Below are 25,435 nucleotides of genomic sequence, written 5' to 3' on the forward strand. Positions count from 1 at the left end.
TCAACTTATGCCCGCTTTATTGCGGGCTTTTTTGTGGAATAGAAATATGGCTGAGATGATTACTGCTCAAGTGCAACAAGACATTGAAGATATTGGTAAAGCAGTCAATACCGATGCAATTATCACACCGCGTGTTGGTGAACCTTTTGAATCTATTCCAATGGTTTCACGTAAAGCGCTACCTAGAATCACCAATCTGGAACAAGAAAAAGCAAATAAAGTTGAAGTTGCAGATGCATTGTCTGAAAAAGTGAATACAGATGAGGTGTATCTAAAATCGCAAACTTACTCAACTGATGAAGTTGATCAAGTAGTTCAAGCATCTGAATTGAATTTGCAAACCCAGATCGCAGCTGTTGGCGTTGGCAATAAAGCCTACAAAACCTACGCCTTAATGGACGCAGATAAGACAAACATTCCTGCCAAATCTAAAGTAACTGTAACCAATGATGAAACAGCTTCAAATAATGGTGACTGGCAGTGGGATGGGGCAGCATTTACAAAGAGTTCTTATGATCCGCTGACGCAGGCAAAGCAATATTCTGAAAGTTACACTAACTCAAAAACAAAAGTATTAGAAAGTGTAAAAAATGATAATGTGGAAAATCATTTTTACCTCGCAGATTCAGAAGGTGACGTTATTGGGCTGATTGATCAAGATCTTATTTTTAATTTCTTTGGCTCGGATATTATTTTAAATAACAAAAAAATCTCTTTGAAAAATATTGGTGAGTCTAGTGCGGAGGTTCAAAAAACTATAAAAAAAGAAGCGCTTTCCAGTATTTTTCATGTCGTAGATGATGAGGAAAATATTCTTCTCACGATTGATCAAAATGCACAAATTCATATCAGTGATTTAGATTATTCAGTCCAAGAAGAATTAAAGCGCATAAGTAAAAGACAGAAATTTTCGGAGCGATTAGCAATTAATGATTGGTTTTATGAAATATCAATCGAAGCAAAAGAGAAGTTAAAATCGTTACTTGCAATCTATCAAAACCCAAACCTAAAGCCTGTATTTACCAAAAAACGTATTGAAAATTATGGCGAAAATGGCATGGGCACAAGGCGGATTCCGGTGTTATGCAAAGTATCTGAGGGCCGCGTCATTATGTTTTTTAACCGTGCGAGATATGGATATGATGGAGATGGTGCGGGTGCTGATCTATATAAGGTTTTTATAGATTACGATGCCAAGGGGAATATTTCGGTCGGAAATGCTGAATTATTTAAAAGTGTTTCTTCTATTAATCCGCTAGGTATTGTTAAACATCCGCACTTGGGTAAAACATCAGATGGGCGTTTGATTCTGATGTTTGATATCAGTACAGCAAGTGTTGTGGCTTATTCACAATATCAATGTTTTTCATCAGATGGTGGTATAACGTGGACTGAGCCAACATTGGTGGATTTTGGATTAGGCAGATCAATAACACTAGGCACCGGTGGGAAAATCATTACATTGCCGAGCGGTCGACTACTAAATACTTTTTATTATCGTGAGTCACCGTATGCGATTGGCTGTATATATTCTGACAACAATGGAGCAACCTGGGAGGCAGGCCAAAGCATAAATGGAACGACTTGGGATCATAGCTATAGTGAATCAACACCTATTGTGAATTCTAAAGGTGAGCTGTTGCTTTATTGTCGATCTAGTCCGTACACGGTGGGCCGAGCGAGTGTTTTTAAATCAACGGATAATGGTGAAACACTTGCATATGTTGGTGATTCAACATTCACAATTCCAGCTTGCCAGCTATCTCTTGAGCAAATCCCAGATCGAAACTTGTTGGTGGCTTCACATCCAACACATGCTCAAGATCGTGTTCAATTTAAAATATCTTTCAGCTTAGATGACGGTGAAAATTGGGACATCGTTCAAGTCCAACCGTATGACGACGATATGTATGGGGGTTATTCATCAACCATTTATCTGGGTAACGATCTGCTTATGTGTGCTGTAGAAGGTTTGTACAAGCCATATGTTATGAATAGTCGTGAAAACATCGAAGTAATTACAATGAACTTAAAAGGGGTTATGCACAATGTCACTTCAGCTTAAATCAAATATCGCATCTAATTTAACAAACTTACAAAATGTTTATGATTTTTATTCTGCAGACCAACTAAAAAGCGAATATATATCAAGAGTCTTAGCAGATGGTGGTCAGATAGTAAACGATACGTATCTCACAAACATTTGTAATCACCTGGTTGCTAATGGCTTGGTTGGTAAGGCGCATACAATAGCATCAGCGTCTCTAGGAGTAAAAAAAGACTCATTAGACAACATTATTAAGTTGTATAACTTGGTTGGTATTTGTGACTTTACGATCGAAAGTCATGGTGCTGTCACTACAACTCCTAAATTTATTCAACCAGGTTCGGGTCGACCGTATATCGCAATGAATAATGTAAATACAGTTGGTGGTGGAGATGTTGCATCAGAATACGGTCATTTTTTAGTTCAAGACGCTCAAACAATATCTAAAGACCTTAATCTAGCGATTATTTCAATTCATGACTTGATCAATAAAACTACATCGTCAGCAACGCAAATACCTATTTTAAGTTTTGCTGATGGCGGTATTACTCATAATACTGTTATTGATTACAGCATCAATGCAACACCTAGTAATCTAAGTGCATCTCAGACTTCTCGGGTTCAATTTAGGGATATTCGAAATGAAGGATCAGATGCAGATAGTAACTTTGTTTCTAATGAGTCGATAGGAACAAACTTTATTGGCCCGGCTTGCGTGAATATTATATTCACATCTACCACGAATCGCGGTCAAATTTTTAAAGCAACAAGCGCTGGGGCGTACACTATAAATCAAGCTGCATGGAGCACTTCTCAAATAACAGCACAAGTAAAAGCTAAAAGAAAATTAACCTGGGGTGGTTCAGGATACTTAAAGACATCTGCAAACACACGCTATTCAAACTTAAAACTTTATGACATTTTTGTTTTGAGAAAGATTTCAGACACTTTAGCATTGCAAAATTTTGCTAATTTTATTTCATCGCAAGTATAGATGCTTAAAAGTTCAAAATATTTTTTTGTAATTTTTTATGGTTTAATGTGAAAAATTATTAATGATTAATTTTATGAAAAGATATGAGAGCTTAGATTGGTTGCGAGGGCTCATGGCTCTTGCAATCATGATCTATCATTTTATGGCTTGGGAATTTGTTCAACCTCAATCAGGAAGTTTGTTGGGTAACTTTGGTGTTTATGGAGTTTCAATATTCTTTGTATTATCTGGCTTAAGCATGGCTATTGTTTACAACAATTATATTAGGGATTTTGATTCCTCATTAGTATTCTTTATTCGTCGATTATTTAGGTTACTGCCACTTCTATGGGTTACTATTTCAATAACTACTGGTATTAATTTTATTTTAAATGGTGAGATTGATATTTATAAAATTTTCTTAAATGTCACATTATTATTTGGTTTTATTGCGCCTGGAGAATATATAAATACTGGTGCATGGAGCATTGGTAATGAGGTGTTTTATTATGCATTTACACCAATATTAATAATGCTATACGCTAGAAACAAGCAAGCAGCAAATATAGTTGTTTTATCACTTGTAGCCTTAGGTGGATATTTTGCATTTTATGCCCTGGATCCAAGTAAAACACTAGCTGATCAATGGCAAATTTATATCAATCCATTCAATAACTTCTTTTTGTATGCATGTGGGTTGGCTTTGTACTATAACCTTCATCAATTAAATATGGCTAAGATCGCACCATATTTAATTTTAGCTTCAATGGTAATTTTGATTTTCTATCCTGTTTCTGGTAATCAAATAAACATTGTGACTGGGATTAATCGCTGCATATTTTCAATTGCCGCTATAGTACTCACACTGGGTTTCTATAAATTAGAAGTCAATTTTCCGGAATGGTTCTCAAAACCTTTTGCGAATCTAGGGGAGTCCACTTATGGGGTTTATATTTTGCATCCGATCTTATTAATGTTCGTAAATAAGGTAATAAGCAATCCATTCGTAAGTGTGGCTTTAACTGGCGTTATAACAATTATCGTTGCTAATATTTCATATAAATTTTATGAGAGGCCTTTTATTAAAATCGGAAAAAAGCAGCGGATAATATTGTGCTAATGAAAAAACAACTTACTATTTAAGTAACACCCAACAAACCACTACCAACCCTGGCTTTTAATTAAGTCGGGGTTTTTTATTACCAAAATTTAGGGGGCGCAATGCCAAATGACTACACAACCGATCCACCAGTAGCAACAGCAGGGCAGCTTCTTGCCATCTCAGACAAGATCAACGACATATCAAAAAATATGGACAAGCTTGCTGAAATGCCACAAAAGCTTGATCGCATGAATATGCAGTTAGAGCAATTAAATAAGGAGCATCAGCAGACCCGCAATGACTTAACTCAGACTCGGGACAATCTGCAAGATGACTTGGATCAAGCTAAGTCAAACTTTAAAAGTGAGATTAAGCAGCTTAAGAATGAAGTTGAGCCAAGATTTAAAGAGGTGGATTCACAGATCAGAGTGCTACATGAAAGTAAAACCAAAATCGATAGCATTACCAACCTTGTGCGCTTTGGTGGCATTTTTTTGGCAGGTCTATTCGTCGTTGCTTGGAATACTCAGACGAGCAAAACAGACACAGTAAATACTCAAGCCACGACCAACGCTCAAAGCATTCAGGTTCTTGAAAAGCAATCTGATCAACTCTTAAGAACGGTTGAAGAAATCCGCAACAAAATTTATGAACGAAATATGAGAGAGGAAAAATGAAATTGATTGATAACTGGAAGCAGGCTTGGAAACTAAAGTCAGTACAAGTAGGCGCATTAAGCGCCTTTTTTTATGCCCTGATTTTATTCTCAGAACAGTTTTTAAGTGTCTGGTATTTAATTCCACAGGAACTAAAAAACAAGATTCCTGAAAACATTGCGGAGTGGGTAGGTCTCTTTATTGGTGTGGCCACAGTGCTTGCACGTCTGAAAAAGCAGCCTGAACTACACGATGTAAATCAATTTGTGACAATTACTGCAGGGCATAGCAATACTGATCCTGGTGCAGTGCGGGGTAAAGATAAAGAAGCTGATTTTGTCGTCAAAGTCCGAAATGCTGTTGAGCTTTACCTTTTGCGTGCTGGATTAGAAGTCAAAACAGATGGCAGTGGTGGCATTAATTTACCACTGACAAATGCAATTCAAATTGCTAAAGGTGCGAGTACAAAAGTTGAATTTCATCTGAATGCTTCTGATAACCCAAAAGCCAACGGCATTGAAACCATTGCGTTACCTAAAGACAAAAAATTAGCACAAGCCATTTCCCAAGCCATTGCGGGTGTCACGGGTGGCGTATTACGTGGTGATAAAGGTTGGATTGATCAAAGTCAATCTGCACGTGGAAAGCTTGGCTTTGTGACGAATGGTGGCTTGGTTGTAGAGCTTGGCTTTCTGTCAAATGCTGCTGAGTTTGCAGTACTGCAAGCGAAATATTGGCTCGTTGCTAAAGCCATTGCAGATGTGATTATTCAGCATGAAAAAGCCCTCAAGTGAGGGCTTCTTTAAATCACTCATTAACCACCTCAACACCTTCCCAAAATTCGCCTTTCTTCTTAGCTAGAAAAATATTCGCATCCCGAACAAACTATAAGTATGAAGTAAAATGCATAAATGGATTAAATAAAATATGCGACAACTTAGCGTCAGTATTAAAATAAAATATTGATATTTAATATATTAGCTTGTCCTTGACATAGTGGCGCTCTGCAAGTTTTCCGAAAAATTATGCGTGTCGCCAGTGCTTTATAAGAAGGGATAAGAACCCAGAGCAATTTTTTGTTTTAGTGGTACATTTAGTGGTATTTATTTTCTAATAATTAAATTAATTTAATAAAAACAATTATATATATTGTTATTCTTGTGCACGCTGAGCGCACCATTTTTTAGTTTTGATTGTTTAACTAAATTTTGCAAATCAACTGCTTTTTTTATATCTCTATTTCTATTCATCCCAATCAATTTCAAAAAACAATATTGATGTATCTTTTTCCAAACACATAAATTTCAAAATATTTCTCAATCTTTTTATTGAAAATTAGGGTCTGTTGACATTTGTTGATTAAAAAAATAGCGAGATAGTAAAATTAAATCGCCAAACCCAATTTTACACTCGCTATGCCTCGAACAATGCTAAATGATCAACACTGGTCCAAGTTACTTGCTATTTTCCGTCACTTTAATATTTATCTCAAATTAAATTTACGGAATTTTATTGAAGCGATTTTATTTCGAATTAGAACAGGCTGTCCTTGGCGTGATTTACCTCAAGAGTTTGGTAAATCAAATTCTATTTTTAAGAAATATAATCGATGGTCTAAAAATAGTAAGTTTATGAATATTTTTAAATTATTCAGCCAGCATGCTGATAAAGAGTGGATTTTTATCGATGGGAGCCATGTACGAGCGCATCAACATTCAGCCGGTATTAAGAATCAAAGTATTTCCAAAAGTATTGGTGGTAATAGTTCAAAAATACATTTAGCAATCGATTCAAATGGTAATCCTATTGAATTTATTATTTCAGATGGAACTTCACATGATATTAAGGTTGCACCTGATCTTGTATCAAAATTAGATTTAACAGAGTCAGAAATGCTATGTGCAGATAAAGGCTATGATTCAGAAAGTTTCAAAAAGAAAATTAGAGAAAGTAATACGAAAGCAAACATTCCTCGAAGATCAAATGCCAAATCTAGCAATGATGATATGGACTGGTATATGTATAAAATCAGACATTTAGTTGAAAATGCGTTTTGTAGATTAAAACAATTTAGAGGAATTGCCACAAGATACGATAAGCTAAAACGTAACTATCAAAGCGCTGTTGCTTTAGCTTGTATATTTATATGGTTGCCTCTTTAGCTCAATTTATCGGCTGTAAATGTCAACACACCCTAAAAGTGATACAAAACTTTAAATTGAAAGCTTATAAATAGTGGCAATAGTAATTTCACTGTATTTATATCTGCATCTAAATCAAAAGAATCTATTGAAAACACGATTATAAAAGTCATGCACCAAAATAGTGGAGCTTGGAAACTTAATAGAACACTTATCGTTTTGTATTGCCTAAATAAAATAGGGAAATGATTGTTTTTTAATATTAAGATATTGAAAAATAATAAAAAATTAATTTTGGCATGATGTGTGCAATACAGTATTCAAACTTGGATACAAGAATGAGCACATCAATGAACCCAATAAAAACTTTAGGCTGGACTTTAGCGGAATGGAAAGCGGGCTACACGAATAACACAATTCAACTCGAAGAATTATATGCCTTGGTCGAGCAATTTGATCATGCAGATCCAGCATGGATTTCAATTGCCTCTATAGAACAATTAACTGCACAGATTGACGCTTTAAAACAAATCGAAAATGCTGGGGCCTTACCTTTATTTGGTGTGCCTATTGCAGTGAAAGACAATATTGATGTGGTGGGCTTTGCGTCAACGGCTGCGTTTAAATTATTTACGGACATAAAAACTGAAGATGCCTATGTGGTGCAACGCTTAAAACAAGCGGGTGCGATTATTGTAGGCAAAACCAATTTAGATCAATTCGCTACTGGTTTAGTGGGTACACGTTCGCCATTTGGTGCCGTGCCGAATACTGTTAATCCTGACTATGTAAGCGGTGGTTCAAGCTCTGGTTCAGGCAGTGTAGTAGCACGTGGTTTAGTCCCGATTGCACTCGGTACAGATACTGCAGGTTCAGGACGAATCCCTGCAGCTTTCAATAATATTGTCGGTTTAAAGCCGACCAAAGGTCGCTTTTCAAATACAGGCTTATTGCCTGCCTGTAAGAGCTTAGATTGTATTTCAATTTTTGCCTTAACCGTCGCTGATGCAACTGCAGTGGCAGAAGTTATGGAAGGTTTTGATGTAACCGACAGCTATTCACGTGTGAACCCAGCAACAGCGCCTGCAAAGTTCAGCGCACAATTAAAGTTAGCCATTCCAAAACAGTTAGAATTTTTTGGCGATGCTCAATCTGCTGATGCATTTCAGCAAGCACTAACTGAATTAAAAAACTTAGGTGCTGTACTAACTGAAATTGATTTCAGTCCTTTTGCAAAATTGGCTGCACAACTGTATCAAGGGTCATGGGTAGCAGAGCGTACGGCAGCCGTAGCTGAAATTTTAGACAGCCATGCAGATGACTTTGATCCAACAGTTTTAGAAATTATTCAAAAAGGGCAGCAGTACACTGCGGTGGATGCTTATAACGCCGAATATTTAAAGCAAGATTTGGCACGCCAAATTCAGCAAACCTTAGCGCAATTTGATGCTTTAGTGGTGCCAAGTTCGCCAACCATTCACACACTGGCTGAAATGGCAGAAGCGCCAATTGAAAATAATAGCCACTTTGGCACCTATACCAACTTTACTAATTTAGCTGACCTCAGTGCCATCGCTGTACCTACAGGCTTTCGTGCCGACGGGCTGCCTTTTGGAATCACATTCATTGCGCCGGCTTGGCACGATACGGCTCTAGCAGACTTTGCAGAAAAATGGCAAAACCACCTGCAATTACCGCTGGGTGCAGTAGCTAAAACATTGCCTGACGCAGCTTCAGTCATTTCTGCACCATCAGCACAGCATTTTCGTGTTGCTGTTGTAGGCGCACATCTCACAGGTATGCCACTCAATTTCCAACTGACAACACGCCAAGCCGTGCATGTTGAAACCACAACGACTTCTGCCGATTACGCCCTCTATGCACTGCCGGGCACAGTACCGCCGAAACCAGGTTTAGCGCGTCAGGAAGCGGGTCAAAAAATTATTGTCGAGCTTTGGGATATTCCAAAAGCACGCTTTGGTGAATTTGTCGCCGAAATTCCAACACCACTAGGTATGGGCAATGTCGAGCTTGCCGATGGACGTTGGGTGAAAGGCTTTATTTGTGAACCTTATGGCCTAAACGGTGCAAAAAATATCAGTGAATTTGGCGGCTGGCGCGCTTATATGCAATCACTGCAAGCAACAACAGCAAAATCAAATTAAAAAAATCGGGGAAATAATCATGTTTAAAACAGTTTTAATTGCAAACCGTGGTGAAATTGCTGTTCGTGCGATTCGTACTCTAAAAAAATTAGGTGTGAAATCTGTTGCCGTGTATTCAGAGACCGACCGTTATGCACAGCATGTGTTAGATGCAGATGTAGCGGTTTCACTTGAAGGTGTTAAACCTGCAGAAACTTATTTAAGTATTGAAAAATTGATTCAAGCAGCCAAACAAACTGGCGCTGAAGCAATATTTCCCGGTTATGGTTTTTTATCTGAAAGTGCCGACTTTGCCCGTGCATGTGAGGAAAATAACATTGCTTTTATGGGGCCAACGGCTGAACAAATTTTAGAGTTTGGTTTGAAGCATCGTGCACGTGAATTGGCTGCGGCCGCCAATGTACCCATGACACCAGGCACAGGTTTATTGGCAAGTTTGGATGAAGCACTCGCATCTGCTGCAGAGATTGGCTATCCAATCATGCTGAAAAGCACCGCAGGTGGTGGCGGAATTGGTTTAACCCGCTGTGATGATGAACAATCATTAAAAGATGCGTATGAAAGTGTAAAGCGTCTAGGCGAGCAATTCTTTAAGGATGCAGGTGTTTTCCTCGAACGTTTTGTCGATAAAGCCCGTCACGTAGAAGTACAAATTTTTGGTGATGGTTTAGGTCAAGTCGTTGCCTTTGGGGAGCGCGATTGTTCATTGCAGCGCCGTAACCAAAAAGTCGTTGAGGAAACACCTGCACCGCACTTACCAGAAGCAACCCGTCAAAAATTGCACCGTGCTGCTGTAGAGCTTGGTCAATTGGTGAAATACCGCAGCGCAGGTACGGTTGAGTTTATCTATGATGCTGCCCGTGATGAAGTGTATTTCCTTGAAGTGAATACCCGTTTGCAGGTTGAACACCCAGTCACTGAAATGGTGACGGGCTTAGACCTGATTGAATGCATGCTGAAAGTGGCGGCAGGTGATGCTTTAGATTGGGAAAAACTCAGCAATATTCAACCCAATGGTGCTGCCATTGAAGTGCGAATTTATGCGGAAGATCCAGTGAAAAACTTCCAGCCAAGTCCGGGTGTGTTGACGGATGTGTATTTCCCTGAAGATATTCGTGTGGATACTTGGGTGTCTACAGGTACTGAAATTTCACAATATTTTGACCCGATGATTGCCAAAATTATTGTGCATGCTGCAGACCGAGACAGTGCGATTGCCAAGTTAAAAACAGCCTTGGCTGAAACCCGCTTGAATGGCATCAGCACCAACTTAGACTATGCGCATACCGTAGTGTCTGATGCACGCTTTGAAAATATGCAAATTTGGACACGCCTGCTGGATGATTTTAAATATGTGCCAAATGTGATTGAGGTGCTGCAACCAGGTACACAAAGTACGATTCAGGATTATCCGGGGCGTGTGGGCTATTGGGATATTGGTGTACCGCCATCAGGCCCAATGGATGATTATGCATTTCAGTTGGCCAATCAAGTTGTGGGTAATCCAAAATCGGCAGCAGGCTTTGAATTTACCTTACAAGGACCAAGTCTTAAATTTCATGCCAACAGCATCGTAGCCTTAGCAGGTGCGCCATGCAGCGCGGCTCTAGATGGAGTAAATGTCGATTTTTGGCAGCCGATCAACATCAAAGCTGGGCAAACTTTGGTACTAGGACAAGTTGAATCGGGTTGCCGTACATATCTTGCAATCCGCAATGGGTTAAATGTACCTAAATATCTAGGCAGTCGTTCAACCTTTGCATTGGGTAATTTTGGCGGTCATGCAGGGCGAGTGCTGCGCGCAGGCGACATGATTAAAATGGTCAACCCTAGCCTGCCTTTGGATGGATTGGAAATTGCTACAGCAGCACCACAAGCTTTGGCAGCAGAGCGTATTCCAAGCTATGGCAAAGAATGGAAAATTGGCGTGCTGTATGGTCCGCATGGTGCACCCGATTTCTTTAAACCTGAATATATTGAAGAATTCTTTGCTTCAACATGGAATGTGCACTTTAACTCAAACCGTTTAGGTATTCGCCTAACAGGCCCGACACCATGCTGGGCACGTGAAAATGGCGGTGAAGCAGGTTTGCATCCATCCAATGTGCATGACTGTGAATATGCTATTGGGGCGATTAACTTCACCGGTGATTTCCCTGTGATCTTGGCGAAAGATGGCCCAAGCCTCGGTGGCTTTGTTTGCCCAGTGACGATTGCCAAAGCTGAACTTTGGAAAATTGGTCAACTTAAGGCAGATGACAGCATTAGTTTCTATCCGATGAGTGTTGAACAAGCCAATGCATTGGAAGTTCAGCAAATTGCCGATATCCAAAACTTTGCTCAAGCACCTGAAAAGTCAGCGTTGGTCAATTTTGAATGCAAGCCTGAAGGGATATTGGCAGTGCGTGAAGCAGATGCACATGCGCCAAAAGCGGTCTATCGTCAGGCAGGTGACAGTTATATCTTGTTGGAATATGGCGAAAACGTTCTCGATTTGGCATTGCGCTTACGTGTTTATCGACTGATGCAGCTGATTCGTGAAGCGAATATTGATGGAATCTTAGAGCTTTCACCGGGTGTGCGTTCACTGCAAATTAAATATGATGGATTGTGTTTCAGCCAAGCGAATTTAATTCAGTTCTTATTAGGACTCGAAAATGAGATGGGAGATTTGAGCCAAATCAAGATTCCATCCCGTATTATTCACTTGCCGATGGCATTTGAGGACTCGGCCACTTTAGGTGCTGTGGAACGTTATCAAGAAAGTGTCTGTGCCAAAGCGCCGTGGTTGCCAAATAACGTCGATTTCATTCAGCGCATTAATGGCTTAGACAGCCGTGAGCAAGTCAAAGACATCATTTTTGATGCCAATTATCTGATTTTAGGTTTGGGTGATGTGTATTTAACTGCACCTTGTGCCGTTCCAATTGATCCGCGTCATCGTTTACTCAGCTCGAAATATAACCCTGCACGTACTTTTACCGCAGAAGGCACTGTGGGTATTGGCGGTATGTACATGTGTATCTATGGCATGGACTCACCAGGCGGTTATCAATTGATTGGCCGTACACTGCCTATTTGGAATAAGTTTAAAAAGAACAAACAGTTTGGCGATCAGCAATGGTTCTTACGCTTCTTTGATCAAATTAAATATTATGAAGTAACCGAAGCTGAACTGGATCAATTCCGTGCTGACTTTGCCAATGGTGTGGCGGAAATCAAAATTGAAGAAACTGAATTTGATTTTGCAGCCTATCAAGCCTTTTTGGAAACAGAAAAGGACAGTATTGCCGAATTTAAAGCACAGCAGCAGCAGGCATTTACAACTGAAGTTGAACGCTGGAAAGATGAGTTCGATGTACCTGCAGAAATGGAAATCCTGCAAGATGATACCGACTATAGCCAATTTGCAGCCTTGAATGCGTCGATGACTGGCAACATTTGGAAAATTTTTGTCGAAGCTGGACAGTCTGTGAAGAAAGGTGAGACTGTAGCCATTATTGAAGCGATGAAAATGGAGCTTCCAGTCTATGCCGATGATGATGGTATCGTGAAAGCGATTATCTGCCGTGCAGGACAAACGGTACATAGCGGTGAGCCGCTGGTTTATATGGAATAAATATGACCTCAGCCATTGTTGGGAAAAGCTCAGACAACTTGTCTGAGCTGGTTTTCCAAAAAATAAAAAACGATATTTTTGATTTTCAGCTCAAACCGGGCGCACGGTTTACCGAATCTGAAATTGCCGAATTATATGAAGTAAGCCGTACACCCGTACGGCAGGCTTTATACCGTTTACAGCAAGATGGCTATGTAAGAGTACATTTTCGTAGCGGTTGGGAAGTCAAGCCGCTGAACTTTAAAGCCTACGAAGAATTGTATGATTTACGGATTTTGCTTGAATGCTATGCCATTGAGCAGCTCTGCAAAATGGAACCAGAACAACTCAAACAGGCTTTACAAGACTTGGTAAATTTATGGTGTATTCAGCCTGAACAGTATTTGCATGATTTAAAAACTTTATCGATGCAAGATGAAGCATTTCACTGCCAATTGGTTGAAGCGATTGGCAATAGTGAAATGGCGAAAGTGCATCGGGATGTGAGTGAAAAAATCCGTATTATTCGTCGCTTAGATTTTTCTAAAGATTATCGAATTGAAGCCACTTATGCCGAGCATCAACAGATTTTACAATTGATCCTTGGACATAATGTGACAGCGGCATTGGAGAAAATGCGCAGCCATATTCAGCAAAGTAAAGAAGAGGTGAAAAAAATTACTTTGGAAATGTTGGCGCGAATGGCATAGAAGTATTTGCAAAAGATCTACCTCATGGAAAGTCTTGGAAAATATGCATTTTACGAGTCAATCTGTGTCGTTCAGGTCGCGCTTAGAGCTACTAATATCTATATTCATTGGTTAATATGATGGAGCAAAATAAAAAAAACCACGAAGGGGAGGCTCTATATTTCAACTTTAGAAAACGCGATTTCTTTGGCGACTGAACGCCATTTCGGACAAGTCGATAAAGCGGGACAAGCCTATATTCAGCATCCACTTCGTGTGATGCAAAATGTGCAACATCCCGACGCTAAAATCGTCGCTGTATTACATGACATTTTAGAAGATACAGAGACAACGACGGATGAGCTTCATGCTTTAGGTTTTCAAGCCCATATTATCGACGCAATACAGGCACTAACTAAAACAACAGGTGAGAACCGATTTCAAGCGGCGCAGCGTACTGCTAAAAATGCAATAGCGTGTGAAGTAAAACTCAGTGATTTACACGACAATATGGATTTGTCTCGCTTAACTTCGGTCACAGTAAAAGATAAACGTCGGTATCAACAATATGTAAAAGTTAAACGTAGATTAGAGCGTGCTCGGAGCGTCCATTTACATCTGATCGATTTAAATCTAACAACAGATTATCCGAGATTGCAATTTCAAAGTTCACAGCAAAATTTTCAATATCTGCTCAATGCGATGTTTGATCTTCAGCATTCATTAGGTGGCATTCAGATTGAAAGTCCACAGGAATGGTGGATTTTATTTGAAGATGTCAGTGCATATTTTGCATATTGCCAAAGAAAGGGTGTCACTCCCAAGCAAGCAACGTACTTCGATTTAATTTTAATCACAGATCTGGACTATTTCGGGGGCATTTTTCAAGCTGAACAAGATCGGCAATTATTTGCTTCTATGTTTGGCGTCTTTATGCAAAATCATTTTTATCGCTTGGAGGCTTAAGGCTGACTGGGTGGATTCTAGGGGTCGTACATAAAGTGCAAGCGCACCAAGAGAAAGTCACTGGTGATTGATGAATCTTATCTAGATAATTAGATGCTGAGTGTCATTTAAGAATATCTCGAAATGCTTGATTTCGAGACTTTTAAAGTGATTCCATCCATTGACATCTCCAATGAAACATGTGGCCATGCTTGCTGAACCTTATGCCTCAATCCTACATGGCATTATGGTGGCTGCTGGATTTATTATTCCGTCTTTAGTGTTGATGTGGTTATATAAACGCAGTGAACGCCTTAGCCAAGCTGCATAAAAAAAGCCCTCACATTTGAGGGCTTTTAATTATTTTACTTCGGGTAAATCAAACCAAATCACTTGAGCATCTTCAAGCGCTTCAATTTGGCTATCTTCTAAGAACGCAATTGCACCACCAGCTTCAACTTTATGTTCAGCAATTTGCACTGAACCTGAAATAACATGGATATAGTTGATATGCTGCGTTGCATGGATATCTAAAGATTGACCTTTCGTCAAAAATGCAGATTTAACTTCCGCTTGCTGGCGAATATGCATCGGTGCATTGTCATTTGGACCGACAATTAAATGCCATTGATTGGGTTGATCGCGTGGATCACATTTAATTTGTTGATAGGTCGGTTCAGCATCACGTTCATTTGGAACGATCCAAATTTGTAGTAAATGCACATCTTCATCACCTTGGTTCATTTCGCTATGACGCACACCTGTACCTGCACTCATCAGCTGCCATTCACCCGCAGAAATGCCACCATGGTTGCCCATGCTGTCTTTATGCGTAATGGTGCCTTTTAACACACAGGTCAAAATTTCCATGTTGTCATGTGGGTGTTGACCAAAACCTTCATGTGCTGCAATTAAGTCATCATTAATTACACGAAGCGCACTAACGCCCATGTATTTCGGGTCATACCAGTTACCAAAAGAAAAGCTGTGTTTAGACTCAAGCCATCCCATTTTTACGTGACCGCGGTTTTCACTTGGATGTAAAAAAGCATTCATGGCATTCATCCTTATCTTAATTATTGAACATGTGCCTATTTTAAGATTGAACTAAATCGGGATATATAGTTTTTTAGCGACAATTCATCCTATTTTTGCAACGCTCAGCCAAGATTGAGTCTTTTGTTATGCATGAAAGCACAGCTATAAAAAAAGCCTGCATGATGCAGGCTTTTTTAAATATGACTAAAATTATTCTAAGAATTTAACAGTCACACCAGATTTGACTTTCTTACCTAAGTCATTTGCATCCCAGTTGGTCAAACGAATACAACCGTGTGACGCAGTTTTAGAAATAGCAGATGGGTTCGGTGTACCATGAATACCGAATGATTTTTTGCTCAAGCCAATCCAGATATTACCAACAGGACCATTTGGACCAGGTGGTAAAGACAATGGTTTTCTGTTGTTGCCTTGAACAAAGTTAGAAGGTGAGTAGCTGTACCAAGGGTTTGGTGCAACACCTGTTACTTTATATGTACCTGTAGGTGATGGTGTATCTGAACTACCAATCGTTGCCGGGAATGAACCGATCATTTGGTTGCGGCTATTAAATAAGTAAAGTTGTTTCGCGCCTTTATGTGCAACGATCAGGTGAATATCTTCAGGAACTTCGTTACGAATATTCGCTACTAAGATTTTTTCACCAGCTTTTTTAAATGTCGCTTTTGGATTCAACTTTTTCAAAAAGTCTTCGTCCATGTGGAATTTTTCACCTAACATTTCAGTCACACGTGTGTAGTACAAGCCTTTCATTTTTGCTTGTAATGCATAGTCGTGTGGAATTGATGCTGCATAAGGACCTTTCAAGTCTGCATCAGTCAACGTGTATTCAATGAATGCAGGTTTAGAACCTTGTTTCGCAATCAGCGCATCCCAAGTTTCTTTAGTTAAAGTCCCTGTAGGTTTCAACCCATTCATTTGTTGGAATGAAGCGATCGCCTTTAGGGTATTTTTACCACTGGTACCATCAATTGCACCCGGTGAAGCATGTGCATTATTGAGCATGACATGCGCACGTGCATAAACAGGGAATTGACCTTTACCAATGTTGTCATACCACTGAGCATTATTTAGGTCATTTAAACCCCAAGCAACTTTGGCAGCAGGCGAAGTTGATGTTGGAGTTGTAGCAGTCGCTGTAGCAGGTGCAGCACCGATGTCGGCTTTAACATCTTCTGATTGTTGCAAGCTGTCTAAAGTTTGCGATGCTTGGTTCAGATCTTCTTGTTCTTGAGCGCTAATCTGGCTAGTTGCAGATGAAGCTTCAGTCGCTAACGGATCAATGGGATCCTGAACTGCAACATTAGTCACTTTTTTTGGCGTTAATGGTTGTTCAGCAGTAGATGCGGCAATAGCTGTACCAGCAAATATGCAACTTAGGCTCAGTGCGAGCATGGTGCGAACGAACATGTAATTCAACCTTAAGAATTATTCATTTACTGTGTATTAAAAACTGGCTAAGTATTACAGAAAAAAAGTGGAGATGCAGTAGTTGTTTTGTGTAAATATCATTTTTGGCACTCAACATGATCGGTTTTTAAATGCTTGAGAAGTTATTATATTTACAACCTTTTTGATATGATGATGCGAATATCGAATTAAGTTGGGAAAGTGAATGACGACCTTAAAAAATGATCGTTTCTTGCGTGCCTTATTACGTGAACCGGTAGATGCAACTCCGGTTTGGATGATGCGTCAGGCTGGCCGTTATTTACCAGAGTATCGTGAAACACGTGCCAAAGCAGGTGATTTCCTATCCCTTTGTAAAAATACAGAATTTGCTTGTGAAGTTACTTTACAACCTTTGCGTCGTTATGACTTAGACGCTGCCATTTTATTTTCAGACATTTTGACTGTACCTGATGCGTTGGGTTTGGGACTGTATTTTGAAGCAGGTGAAGGTCCGAAGTTTCATAAAACTGTACGTACCGAACAAGATGTACTGAATTTACCTAAGTTTAATGCCAAATCTGACTTAGATTATGTCATGAATGCTGTGACTACGATTCGTTCAGCATTGGGCGGACAAGTTCCTTTGATTGGCTTCTCAGGCAGTCCTTGGACATTGGCAACCTATATGGTGGAAGGTGGTTCAAGTAAAGATTTTCGTTTTACGAAACAAATGATGTATGCACAACCTGAAGTGCTGCATGCCTTATTAGACCGTTTGGCTGTTGCGGTGACTGAATATCTCAATGCGCAGATTGATGCAGGTGCGCAAGCCGTACAAATCTTTGATAGTTGGGGTGGGGCATTAGCACACCGTGAATACATTGAATTTTCACTGAACTACATGCAAAAAATCGTGGCAGGTTTACAGCGTGAAAAGGATGGACGCAAAGTCCCTGTGATTTTGTTTACCAAAGGTGGTGGTCAATGGTTAGAGCCAATGATTGCAACGGGTGCAGATGCTTTTGGTTTAGATTGGACTACGCCATTAAATGTAGCACGTCAAACAGTCGCAGGCCGTGCAGCTTTGCAAGGTAACTTAGACCCAGCAACATTATATGGTTCGCCTGAAGCAATCGCGAAAGCGACGCGTGCTATGTTAGATGACGCATATGCCAACGGTGAAAAAACTGGTTATGTGGCGAACTTAGGTCATGGTATTACCCAGTGGGTAGATCCAGCCAATCCAAAAGCTTTTATTGATACGGTACACGAATATAGTGCCAAGTATTTATAAGGCTTTAGGGAAATTGGTTTAGGATTCAACCGTGGTCAAGATGATAAAATCATGTTTTGAGTTCTCTTATAAGGCAGCTGCGGCTGCCTTATTTGGGATATTACTGCTGATCGCTTTTGCATTAACTGCAGCAATGGGAAGTCAGGAATATTTTGGCTTTTTCCGTTATGACTATTTATTGTTTTATGCACTGATCATTCAAGTGTGTTTACTTTACTTAAAACTCGAATCTTGGGCGGAAGCTAAAGTCATAGCACTGTTTCATCTGCTGGCTATGGGGATGGAAATATTTCTGACTCATCCACATATTGCCTCATGGCAATATCCGCAGCCTGCGGTTTTTAAACTGCTGACAGTGCCATTATTTGCAGGTTTTATGTATTCGGCGGTGGGGAGTTTCTTTGCACGTTCACTACGTCTATATCAAGTGTCGTTCAGTAACTTACCGCGTTTTTGCAATATGCTGTGCTTAGCCGTTTTGTCATATCTTAATTTTATGACCAAATTTTTTGTGCCAGATATTCGTATGTTTTTGTTTGCTTGGAGTGTGGTGATCTTTTGGAAAACTAAGCTCAGTTTTCAATTACAAAATCATGTGATTCAGTTGCCGATGTTACCAGTACTGTTGATTTTGGCATTTTTGATTTGGATCGCAGAAAATATCAGTACTTTCTATCAAATTTGGTTATATCCAAGTCAGGTTGATGCATGGCATATGGTCGGTTGGGGGAAACTCGGTTCTTGGTATTTGTTGCTATTACTCAGTTTGGTTTTAGTGCTCAAAATTCTTGGAAAACGTGATGAAAATGGTACTTGGTTGCTCAAAAAATAGTGAAAAAGAACGTATTATTTTTAGCCAAAAGTTTTAGATGAAAATGTTTTGCCTTATCTGAAAGATCAAGTTAATCTACAGGTGTGTAATCAAAATTACACATGTTTTAATAATTAAAAACAATGGAATAAAATTCCCTGGAGAAGTGCTATGTTAAAAAAATTAGCTTTAGTTGCAGTCGTTGCACTAGGTTCTACAGCTGCTTTTGCTGACCGTGACGTAGGTTGTGGTGTTGGTTCTCAAGTTTGGGCTGGTCAATCAGGTAAAATTCCTAAAATTTTAGCTGCGACTACCAACGGTATTTTTACTAACCAGTTACTTGGTATTACCTTTGGTACTTTAGGTTGTAGCGGTACAGGTACAGTGACTGCTCAAGCGGTAACATTTACCAATGAAAATGCTGAATCACTTGCTCGTGATATGGCAGTTGGTCAAGGTGAGAGCCTGAATGTTTTGGCTGAGCTTTTAAACATCCAATCAACAGATAAAGCACGTTTCTTTGCTGTGTCTAAAGCAAATTTTGCTGAAATCTATTCAGCTGAAAACCAGTCTTCTCTACAAGTACTTGCTTCATTACAAAGTGTAATGGCAAAAGACGAAGTACTTAAAGCATACGTTTAATCGATGCTTTCAAAACCCTGTCTCTCGGCAGGGTTTTTTATTATCTAAAATATATAAAAATGGATTTGAATATAACTGAATGAAATCAATTGCTTTATTTTGTACCTTTATGATTCCGAGCATCTTATATGCTCAGCAAGTTGTAGATCCAAACCTATCTAAAACCGTAGAGCTACAGCGATATATTGAACTTGCACAATCAAAAAAACTGTCTGAACACATCAGTTGGCAACGACTTTTATATACAGATCATAAAGGACAAAGTGAAGTTACCTATACAGGTTACTTTTTGGCTGAAAATGGCCGTCAAAATGCCCAAGCTGAATTAGAGGCAGATGTCGCTGCACTGTTTCAAACCGCCGAACCTAATCAAGCCTTTCGTTGTCGTTTCCCTGCGCGTAGTCAGTGGCTGATGCAAGAGTTATCCATCCGTTCAGAGCAGTTACCTGTGGTGAGTTGCCCTGAGTTTGATGAATGGTTTGGGAAAATTAAGCCTTATAAAGCAACATTAATCTACGCCACAGACTTTATGGGTAATCCAAGTTCTATGTTTGGACATACCTTGTTGCGTCTCGATCCGAAAGATCAGAAAGAGCTAAATTTGGTGTCATACGCCATTAACTATGCAGCGACAGTTGCAGGTGAAGATAACTGGTCTTATGCATGGAAAGGCTTAACAGGGCAATATCCTGGTGAATATTCCTTGATGCCGTACTACCGGAAGGTGAAAGAATATGGTGATTTTGAAAGTCGTGATTTGTGGGAATATGAGCTAGCACTGACCGAGCAAGAAACCAGTTATTTGGTTAAACATATTTGGGAAATGCAAAATGTCAGTTTTCCCTATTATTTTGCTAGCGATAACTGTGCATATAGATTATTGGGCTTAATGGATTTGGTTCGCCCGACACTGAATTTAACCCAGAAATTTAAAGTCGCTTCCATTCCCGTTGAGACGATTAAAGCAATTAATGATGAAAATCTGATTCAAGCAGCAGTTTATCGTCCTGCATTAGAAACGCAGCTTTTATCACAAGCGCAGCAACATGGATATCGTTTAGCACGTGAAGCGCATAAGCTCGCTGAAATTGAACCTGCGAACATGTCTACAGAACTCGCTGAGTTTAACGAAGCAGAGCAAGCGAAAATATTGGAAATGGCGTATGACCATCTGTATTTATTACTGATTGGTCGAAAGGTGAGTGCGGAAGAAACGCAGCCTAAATTGCGTCAAATCTTGGCCTTACGTAGCCAATCTTCACAACCCAAACAACGGATTGAACCTAAGCAGCCAAGTCTAGATCCAGTCAATGGACATCATGCGAGAAATTTTTCAGCTACCGTGGGTGAAGTTCAAGGTAACCAATATATCGAACTCGGTCATCGTCAGGCTTATCATGATTTGATCGATCCGCAAGGTGGCTTTCGGATTGGTACGCAGTTGATGTTTTGGGATGGCTCGATCCAATATCGAGACGACCAACTCAAACTCAATCATTTTGATTTTTTATCGGTCAACTCCTACAATCCGATCACGCCATTTAAAACACCGCTAAGCTGGGGTTTTAATTTTGGTTGGCAGCAAGTGTCTGTAGATGCAGGTCAATTTAGTGAAACGAAACAACATGGCGTAGCTGAATTAAAAGCGCAATCTGGATATAGCTGGGCCAATCAAGAACGCATGCATTTGTGTTATGTGCAGTCTCAAATGCAAGTGCAGGGCGGTAAGTCTCTAGATGATGGATGGCGAGTGGGCCTTGGGCCGACACTGGGTTGCCAAAATATTTGGTCAGAAAAACTCAACAGTTTGGTTCAGGCAGAGCTTCCGTATTGGGAAGATACACATCAATGGAATCTGAAACTCGATGCTGAATTACAATATATCGTCAACCAACAAAATGCTTTAAGACTAGGATACGAATACCAACAACAAGATGATCAAGATTGGAATAAATTGAAATTGAGTTATGTATTTTTCTATTAATTTTTAAGATAGATAAAATGTGAAATATCAAATAAATTTGTTTTTTTATGTAAGTAAAGCAAGGTATGATTGCTAGCTTTGTAATCGCTGTGGTTTGTGTCACCGAATGAATCAAGAATGTATTACAGGTCTAAGTCAGACTTGGAAAGATATTTGTGATCAATATACTGAAAATGAACATCTTGCAGCTTTGCAATTTATCCAGAAGCATGTTGAGCATTTAGTTACTGTTTTTTATGAACAAATGTCGAGAGAACCAGCGTCAGCTGAATTTTTTAAAGACGATATTATTCAAAAAAGGCTCATCGACACCTTAAGAAAATGGTTATTAGAAACATTTAATGTTGCACTAAATAATGATTTTGAAATTTCGGTTAAAAGGCAGCAAAAAGTTGGAATGGTGCATGCGCGTGTCGGCATTCCGTCATGGTTGATTATGCGTGGTGTACGTGAAATAGAACGTAAAATATTTGAAATTTTAGAGCTAAACCATACGCAAAATATTCTCCATATGTGCAGTTATATTGTACAAATTATCGGATTTAGCACAGAAATTATGTGCCGATCTTATGAGATCAATACGGAAAAAAAGCAAGAAACCAAGCATAATTATCGCTTATTTTCAGCGATGCAAGATGTTGCAGTGCATAAAGATAAACAACGTGGTTCATTGCTCAATTGGGAAAATGAATTGATGTTTAAAATCTTTTCGGGAAATGTCAGTTTTTATCATTCCTTACTTTCAAAATCAGAATTTGGATTGTGGTTTATTCATAAAGCGGCATATGCTTTTTCGGGTTCAGATCAAGTTCAATTAATTATTGATCGAATTTATCAAGTGGATGAGCTAACGCAGCAAACCACACAAATAACGGATAAAGATGAACTGCAACATTTGATTCAACAGATTCGAGACTTAAATCGTGAAATTCAGCATTTAGTCGATCAATTATTTCAGGTGGCTGAATATATTGAGTCAGGCAATGATTCTTTGACGCAACTCCTAAACCGTCGTTATCTTAGTACTATTATTTCACGTGAAATTACTTTTGCACGTCAAAATGAAACGCCTTTGTCTTTGCTAGCCTTTGACGCGGATTACTTTAAAATGATCAATGATAAGTTTGGTCATGCGGCAGGTGATCTTGCACTGAAATTTATTGCCGAAGCTTTGCAGCGTTACAGCCAAGGTAGCGATTATGCATTCCGTATTGGTGGCGAAGAGTTCTTGTTACTCTTGGTGGACACCAATGTAAACCGTGCGATGAAAGTTGCAGAAAATATTCGCCAATATATTGAAAACGGAGTGATCCGAACAGTACAAGGTCAGCAATTTAGTTTAACCGTTAGCGTTGGTTGTGAGCAGTATAACGGTCATCCTGACTATCAACGTTTACTAGATGCTGCCGATATAGCACTCTATGCTGCCAAGAATACTGGTCGTAACCGTATTTACGTTGCTAAAACTGATCAGCAAACAAGATCATCTTCATCCTAAATGGATATTCACTTAATTTTGCTTTGTAGAAAATCTAAAAATTTTGCTTTTTGCTCTACATACTTGGGATGAACTTTAGCTTCATCCCATTTTTGTTTAAATACTCGTGCAGCAGCTGCTTTGACGGGATCCTCTTTTTGTCTTGGAAGCTCTTCGCGTCCATGTGCACCACTTAATCCTTTTTTATCATTAGGGACTGGACCCTCATATTTTTTACCACCTTTATGGTTGGCATAGCGACGTGCACGTGTAAAACCCATCTGCAAAAATTTACGTGCCATATCTGCACCGACAAAATCTTCAGCGTCTAAATACTCTTCAAAAAGTTGCCAAATTTTGGTGCTGCTTTCGATGGCTTTTTCTTCATTAGCAAATCGCCAATAAGGCAAAATTTCAGATTTATAAGGCTCTACGAGTAATACACCTTGTTCACCACGTCCAATTCTATAAAGTTCAGGGTGTTCGCGAAAATTTATCTTTTTAAAATCTAAACTGTAATTAAAACTATTGGAATGAACGCGTGATACACGCTTAGGTGTGGGGATGGATTTATTATTCATATTCACTCCATTACAACCTTACTCTATTTCAAGCTTAAGCTAAAAAAGTAGCCCCAGTTGGGGCTACTTTTTATTTTGTCTTTTTGCTGGTGGATTTGGCTTTGGTCGTCTTGGGTTTTTCTCCCTTAGACTTGCTTGCCTTAGCATCCGTTTTCTTTTCTTTTGAAGATTTTTTGGTTGTTTTCTTCTCAGCTTTTGGCTTTTCCTCTTTAACCTTAGTGCTTGTTTTTGATGTGCTGGCTTTTTTAGGGGCCTCTTTTTTGTCAGCTTTAGATTTCGGCGAACTTTTAGTTGACGCAGATTTTTTAGCTTTTACTTTTTCATCTTTAGTTGCAGCTTCTTTTTTAGAAGTGCTGTCCTTAGATTTTTTTTCAGCAGTTTTCTTTGTTGCTTTGTTTGAATCTTTACTCGATGCTTTAGCTGATTTTTTTACTTTATCCTCATTCTTTTTTGCAGTTTTTGCCGTAGTTTTCGCTGTCTTTTTCTCATCTTTTTCAGTTGTCTTTTTTGCGGCTACCATAGTGATCACCCTTAGTTAGTAAAAAAAAGAAAATAGCAATGAATCTAAAGGATTCATCTTGTTTTCAATGTACGGACTAATCTTGAAGATGGGGGGTGAAATCATGTTATGAAATGTTTAATTTATGAACAGAAATACATTAAGTAATTGATATCAATTTTATGCTGTAGTTTTGAGTTACAAGTCTTACAGCACGGTTACAAACAATATTTTTAAAAGATATTTTTTCAAAATAAATATTTTGGGCGATTAAACTTCTACAACCACATAGTATTTTTTGACGGCTTCGACAACTTCAAACTTGCCCTGAAACGATGGGGGAATAATGCCCGCTTGGCCACCGGAAACCTCGATATAACCACCTTGTTGATCATGAATACGTACTAATCCTTCAAGGATAGTAAAAAACTCTTGTTTGTTCGGTGCAAAGACAATATTCCATGTGCCAACTTCACATTGCCAAATCCCGCAGTCCATATTGGGGTGTACATACAGGCTTGCAGTTTCACGTTTAGGATTGCCCTGAACCAAACGGTCTGGGCGAGGGAAGTCTATGCTGTGTTTGGCTTGCGCTAAACCCTGACCGGCAATATATACATCTGACATGATTCATCCTGAAAATAGTGCTTTGCTATCAAAGCAAACGATTTGCAACATTAAAACACAAATAAAAAAAGCCTCAAGAGCTCGAGGCTTTTTTTATGAGTGCTAACGCTGAATGTTCTATTAATAGCTTTCTGGAACTGCACTTAAAAATTCACGACGTTCTTCTTTATTGGTTTTAAAGTCACCGATAAAAGAAACGGTACGTGTTGTAGACTCTTGTTTACCTACACCACGCATCATCATGCACATGTGAGCTGAATCAATCACCACAGCGACACCACGTGCACCAGTCACTTCAGCCACAGCTTCAGCGATCTGCTGAGTGAGGTTTTCCTGAATTTGTAAGCGACGGGCAAACATTTCTGTAATACGTGCGAATTTTGATAAACCTAAAACATTGCCTTCTGGGAGATAAGCAATATGTACACGGCCATAAAAAGGCAATAAATGGTGCTCACACAATGAATAGAATTCAATATTCTTAACTAAGACCATTTCACGGTTATCGGATGGGAAAACCGCATTGTTGGTCACTTCTTCAAGTGTCTGGCTATAACCAGAAGTAAGATATGAAAAAGCTTTAGCAGCACGCATAGGCGTATCTTTAAGACCCGGGCGATTCAGATCTTCACCAACGGCAGTTAGGATATTTGCGTAGGATTGCTGCATAGACATAAGACGTGTTCACTTACACTGAGAGATTGAACAAGGACGGCATTGTAACAGAAAACTATTACAATGCCTTCTTTTGGA

21 protein-coding genes and 1 pseudogene are annotated in these 25,435 nt (G+C 39.3%); 16 read left to right on the top strand and 6 right to left on the bottom strand.

What is annotated here, in order from left to right:
- Positions 1 to 46 precede the first annotated feature (46 nt).
- The 11 genes and pseudogenes from G0029_RS05400 to G0029_RS05450 all read left to right on the top strand — a co-directional run bounded on the left by G0029_RS05400 (position 47) and on the right by G0029_RS05450 (position 14,647).
- Complete coding sequence (locus G0029_RS05400; RefSeq protein WP_180110292.1) at positions 47 to 2,065, top strand: sialidase family protein; 2,019 nt, start codon at positions 47 to 49, stop codon at positions 2,063 to 2,065.
- On the top strand, positions 2,049 to 3,041 hold the full coding sequence (locus tag G0029_RS05405) for a hypothetical protein (RefSeq protein WP_180110291.1): 993 nt from the start codon (positions 2,049 to 2,051) through the stop codon (positions 3,039 to 3,041). The genes G0029_RS05400 and G0029_RS05405 overlap by 17 nt, the downstream gene beginning before the upstream one ends.
- A 112-nt stretch (positions 3,042 to 3,153) precedes the next feature.
- Complete coding sequence (locus G0029_RS05410; RefSeq protein ID WP_265088150.1) at positions 3,154 to 4,140, top strand: acyltransferase family protein; 987 nt, start codon at positions 3,154 to 3,156, stop codon at positions 4,138 to 4,140.
- Between the two features lie 101 nt (positions 4,141 to 4,241).
- Positions 4,242 to 4,799: a coiled-coil domain-containing protein gene (locus G0029_RS05415; RefSeq protein ID WP_180110289.1), complete on the top strand. Its 558-nt coding sequence runs from the start codon at positions 4,242 to 4,244 to the stop codon at positions 4,797 to 4,799.
- On the top strand, positions 4,796 to 5,572 hold the full coding sequence (locus G0029_RS05420) for an N-acetylmuramoyl-L-alanine amidase (protein WP_180110288.1): 777 nt from the start codon (positions 4,796 to 4,798) through the stop codon (positions 5,570 to 5,572). The genes G0029_RS05415 and G0029_RS05420 overlap by 4 nt, the downstream gene beginning before the upstream one ends.
- Positions 5,573 to 6,193: 621 nt before the next feature.
- A complete protein-coding gene (locus G0029_RS05425) occupies positions 6,194 to 6,940 on the top strand; it encodes an IS5 family transposase (protein ID WP_180168141.1) in 747 nt (248 codons plus the stop codon).
- Between the two features lie 329 nt (positions 6,941 to 7,269).
- Positions 7,270 to 9,084 (top strand): allophanate hydrolase, encoded by a 1,815-nt coding sequence (atzF, locus tag G0029_RS05430; RefSeq protein ID WP_180110062.1) that lies wholly within the window; start codon positions 7,270 to 7,272, stop codon positions 9,082 to 9,084.
- 19 nt (positions 9,085 to 9,103) lie between these two features.
- Positions 9,104 to 12,703, top strand: a complete 3,600-nt coding sequence (gene uca, locus G0029_RS05435) for an urea carboxylase (RefSeq protein ID WP_180110060.1) — start codon at positions 9,104 to 9,106, stop codon at positions 12,701 to 12,703.
- A 2-nt stretch (positions 12,704 to 12,705) separates the two neighbouring features.
- Positions 12,706 to 13,392, top strand: coding sequence for a GntR family transcriptional regulator (locus G0029_RS05440; RefSeq protein ID WP_180110059.1), 687 nt, complete (start codon positions 12,706 to 12,708; stop codon positions 13,390 to 13,392).
- 159 nt (positions 13,393 to 13,551) lie between these two features.
- A pseudogene (locus tag G0029_RS18220) lies at positions 13,552 to 13,953 on the top strand (guanosine-3',5'-bis(diphosphate) 3'-pyrophosphohydrolase); the annotation flags it as partial.
- A gap of 556 nt (positions 13,954 to 14,509) precedes the next feature.
- Positions 14,510 to 14,647 carry a hypothetical protein gene (locus G0029_RS05450; protein WP_180040818.1) on the top strand — a complete coding sequence of 46 codons (138 nt, stop codon included), beginning with the start codon at positions 14,510 to 14,512 and terminating at the stop codon, positions 14,645 to 14,647.
- A 29-nt stretch (positions 14,648 to 14,676) separates the two neighbouring features.
- Here the strand turns inward: G0029_RS05450 and G0029_RS05455 are convergent, their stop codons facing one another.
- Both G0029_RS05455 and G0029_RS05460 read right to left on the bottom strand, forming a co-directional pair.
- Entirely contained in the window at positions 14,677 to 15,372 is a 696-nt protein-coding gene (locus G0029_RS05455) for a pirin family protein (protein WP_180108303.1), read from the bottom strand.
- 192 nt (positions 15,373 to 15,564) lie between these two features.
- Positions 15,565 to 16,785 (bottom strand): L,D-transpeptidase family protein, encoded by a 1,221-nt coding sequence (locus tag G0029_RS05460; RefSeq protein WP_078191979.1) that lies wholly within the window; start codon positions 16,783 to 16,785, stop codon positions 15,565 to 15,567.
- Between the two features lie 205 nt (positions 16,786 to 16,990).
- Between G0029_RS05460 and hemE the strand changes: the two genes are divergently transcribed.
- From hemE to G0029_RS05485, 5 genes are all read left to right on the top strand, one after another.
- Positions 16,991 to 18,061 (top strand): uroporphyrinogen decarboxylase, encoded by a 1,071-nt coding sequence (gene hemE / locus G0029_RS05465; RefSeq protein ID WP_078191978.1) that lies wholly within the window; start codon positions 16,991 to 16,993, stop codon positions 18,059 to 18,061.
- Positions 18,062 to 18,101: 40 nt separating this feature from the next.
- Positions 18,102 to 18,893: a DUF817 family protein gene (locus tag G0029_RS05470; protein WP_180108311.1), complete on the top strand. Its 792-nt coding sequence runs from the start codon at positions 18,102 to 18,104 to the stop codon at positions 18,891 to 18,893.
- A 150-nt stretch (positions 18,894 to 19,043) separates the two neighbouring features.
- Positions 19,044 to 19,514: a DUF3015 family protein gene (locus G0029_RS05475; RefSeq protein ID WP_078190276.1), complete on the top strand. Its 471-nt coding sequence runs from the start codon at positions 19,044 to 19,046 to the stop codon at positions 19,512 to 19,514.
- A 109-nt stretch (positions 19,515 to 19,623) separates the two neighbouring features.
- Complete coding sequence (locus tag G0029_RS05480) at positions 19,624 to 21,498, top strand: DUF4105 domain-containing protein (RefSeq protein ID WP_373685056.1); 1,875 nt, start codon at positions 19,624 to 19,626, stop codon at positions 21,496 to 21,498.
- Positions 21,499 to 21,604: 106 nt separating this feature from the next.
- Positions 21,605 to 22,996, top strand: a complete 1,392-nt coding sequence (locus G0029_RS05485; protein WP_180110058.1) for a diguanylate cyclase — start codon at positions 21,605 to 21,607, stop codon at positions 22,994 to 22,996.
- 8 nt (positions 22,997 to 23,004) lie between these two features.
- On the opposite strand, the gene G0029_RS05490 is transcribed toward G0029_RS05485, so the two are convergent.
- From G0029_RS05490 to folE, 4 genes are all read right to left on the bottom strand, one after another.
- Entirely contained in the window at positions 23,005 to 23,556 is a 552-nt protein-coding gene (locus G0029_RS05490; protein ID WP_180108300.1) for a DUF4385 domain-containing protein, read from the bottom strand.
- A gap of 70 nt (positions 23,557 to 23,626) precedes the next feature.
- Positions 23,627 to 24,076 (bottom strand): hypothetical protein, encoded by a 450-nt coding sequence (locus G0029_RS05495; RefSeq protein ID WP_180108299.1) that lies wholly within the window; start codon positions 24,074 to 24,076, stop codon positions 23,627 to 23,629.
- A gap of 249 nt (positions 24,077 to 24,325) precedes the next feature.
- Complete coding sequence (locus G0029_RS05500) at positions 24,326 to 24,682, bottom strand: cupin domain-containing protein (RefSeq protein ID WP_180108298.1); 357 nt, start codon at positions 24,680 to 24,682, stop codon at positions 24,326 to 24,328.
- Between the two features lie 120 nt (positions 24,683 to 24,802).
- On the bottom strand, positions 24,803 to 25,351 hold the full coding sequence (folE, locus tag G0029_RS05505; RefSeq protein ID WP_180035634.1) for a GTP cyclohydrolase I FolE: 549 nt from the start codon (positions 25,349 to 25,351) through the stop codon (positions 24,803 to 24,805).
- Positions 25,352 to 25,435 lie beyond the last annotated feature (84 nt).

Origin of the sequence: Acinetobacter sp. YH12138 (assembly GCF_015218525.1) — a bacterium.
Taxonomy (GTDB): Bacteria; Pseudomonadota; Gammaproteobacteria; order Pseudomonadales; family Moraxellaceae; genus Acinetobacter; species Acinetobacter amyesii.

Excerpts from the sequence above, each read along its gene's own strand:
- G0029_RS05400 (WP_180110292.1), top strand. The coding sequence starts at position 47 with ATGGCTGAGATGATTACTGCTCAAGTGCAACAAGACATTGAAGATATT.
- G0029_RS05405 (WP_180110291.1), top strand. The coding sequence starts at position 2,049 with ATGTCACTTCAGCTTAAATCAAATATCGCATCTAATTTAACAAACTTA.
- G0029_RS05410 (WP_265088150.1), top strand. The coding sequence starts at position 3,154 with ATGGCTCTTGCAATCATGATCTATCATTTTATGGCTTGGGAATTTGTT.
- G0029_RS05415 (WP_180110289.1), top strand. The coding sequence starts at position 4,242 with ATGCCAAATGACTACACAACCGATCCACCAGTAGCAACAGCAGGGCAG.
- G0029_RS05420 (WP_180110288.1), top strand. The coding sequence starts at position 4,796 with ATGAAATTGATTGATAACTGGAAGCAGGCTTGGAAACTAAAGTCAGTA.
- G0029_RS05425 (WP_180168141.1), top strand. The coding sequence starts at position 6,194 with ATGCCTCGAACAATGCTAAATGATCAACACTGGTCCAAGTTACTTGCT.
- atzF (WP_180110062.1), top strand. The coding sequence starts at position 7,270 with ATGAACCCAATAAAAACTTTAGGCTGGACTTTAGCGGAATGGAAAGCG.
- uca (WP_180110060.1), top strand. The coding sequence starts at position 9,104 with ATGTTTAAAACAGTTTTAATTGCAAACCGTGGTGAAATTGCTGTTCGT.
- G0029_RS05440 (WP_180110059.1), top strand. The coding sequence starts at position 12,706 with ATGACCTCAGCCATTGTTGGGAAAAGCTCAGACAACTTGTCTGAGCTG.
- G0029_RS05450 (WP_180040818.1), top strand. The coding sequence starts at position 14,510 with ATGAAACATGTGGCCATGCTTGCTGAACCTTATGCCTCAATCCTACAT.
- G0029_RS05455 (WP_180108303.1), bottom strand. The coding sequence starts at position 15,372 with ATGAATGCTTTTTTACATCCAAGTGAAAACCGCGGTCACGTAAAAATG.
- G0029_RS05460 (WP_078191979.1), bottom strand. The coding sequence starts at position 16,785 with ATGTTCGTTCGCACCATGCTCGCACTGAGCCTAAGTTGCATATTTGCT.
- hemE (WP_078191978.1), top strand. The coding sequence starts at position 16,991 with ATGACGACCTTAAAAAATGATCGTTTCTTGCGTGCCTTATTACGTGAA.
- G0029_RS05470 (WP_180108311.1), top strand. The coding sequence starts at position 18,102 with ATGATAAAATCATGTTTTGAGTTCTCTTATAAGGCAGCTGCGGCTGCC.
- G0029_RS05475 (WP_078190276.1), top strand. The coding sequence starts at position 19,044 with ATGTTAAAAAAATTAGCTTTAGTTGCAGTCGTTGCACTAGGTTCTACA.
- G0029_RS05480 (WP_373685056.1), top strand. The coding sequence starts at position 19,624 with ATGATTCCGAGCATCTTATATGCTCAGCAAGTTGTAGATCCAAACCTA.
- G0029_RS05485 (WP_180110058.1), top strand. The coding sequence starts at position 21,605 with ATGAATCAAGAATGTATTACAGGTCTAAGTCAGACTTGGAAAGATATT.
- G0029_RS05490 (WP_180108300.1), bottom strand. The coding sequence starts at position 23,556 with ATGAATAATAAATCCATCCCCACACCTAAGCGTGTATCACGCGTTCAT.
- G0029_RS05495 (WP_180108299.1), bottom strand. The coding sequence starts at position 24,076 with ATGGTAGCCGCAAAAAAGACAACTGAAAAAGATGAGAAAAAGACAGCG.
- G0029_RS05500 (WP_180108298.1), bottom strand. The coding sequence starts at position 24,682 with ATGTCAGATGTATATATTGCCGGTCAGGGTTTAGCGCAAGCCAAACAC.
- folE (WP_180035634.1), bottom strand. The coding sequence starts at position 25,351 with ATGCAGCAATCCTACGCAAATATCCTAACTGCCGTTGGTGAAGATCTG.